At 41.4% G+C, this 232-nt stretch carries 1 protein-coding gene; it reads right to left on the bottom strand.

Annotated features, from left to right (window positions below; translation table 11 throughout):
* Nucleotides 1-203, bottom strand: a 203-nt coding sequence (locus tag FS628_RS32405; protein ID WP_222125358.1) for a hypothetical protein, incomplete at its 3' end; no start/stop codon positions are given.
* Nucleotides 204-232: the final 29 nt, after the last annotated feature.

The following is a 232-nucleotide window of genomic DNA, read 5'->3' as shown; positions in this document are numbered from 1 at the left end:
TCAACCAACTTCCCAAACAAACCATTCATCACCAATCGACTCTCCCTCACTTCCAGCAACCCCTTCAACAACTCCACCCATCCAAAACACCTCAGCCTAAACCCAAATCCAAGTTCAAAAACAAACATCCATTCATTCATACCCTCCAACAATCCCTCCCTCAACCTTTCAAAACAACACTCAAAATCAACCACAATAAACATAAACCTAAAATTGACCTCAACTACTACAC

The organism is Paenibacillus xylanexedens (genome assembly GCF_007676705.1).
Lineage (GTDB): Bacteria > Bacillota > Bacilli > Paenibacillales > Paenibacillaceae > Paenibacillus > Paenibacillus xylanexedens_C.
Note: the sequence above shows the minus strand (reverse complement) of the source record. Positions and strands in the feature narration are given on the sequence as shown.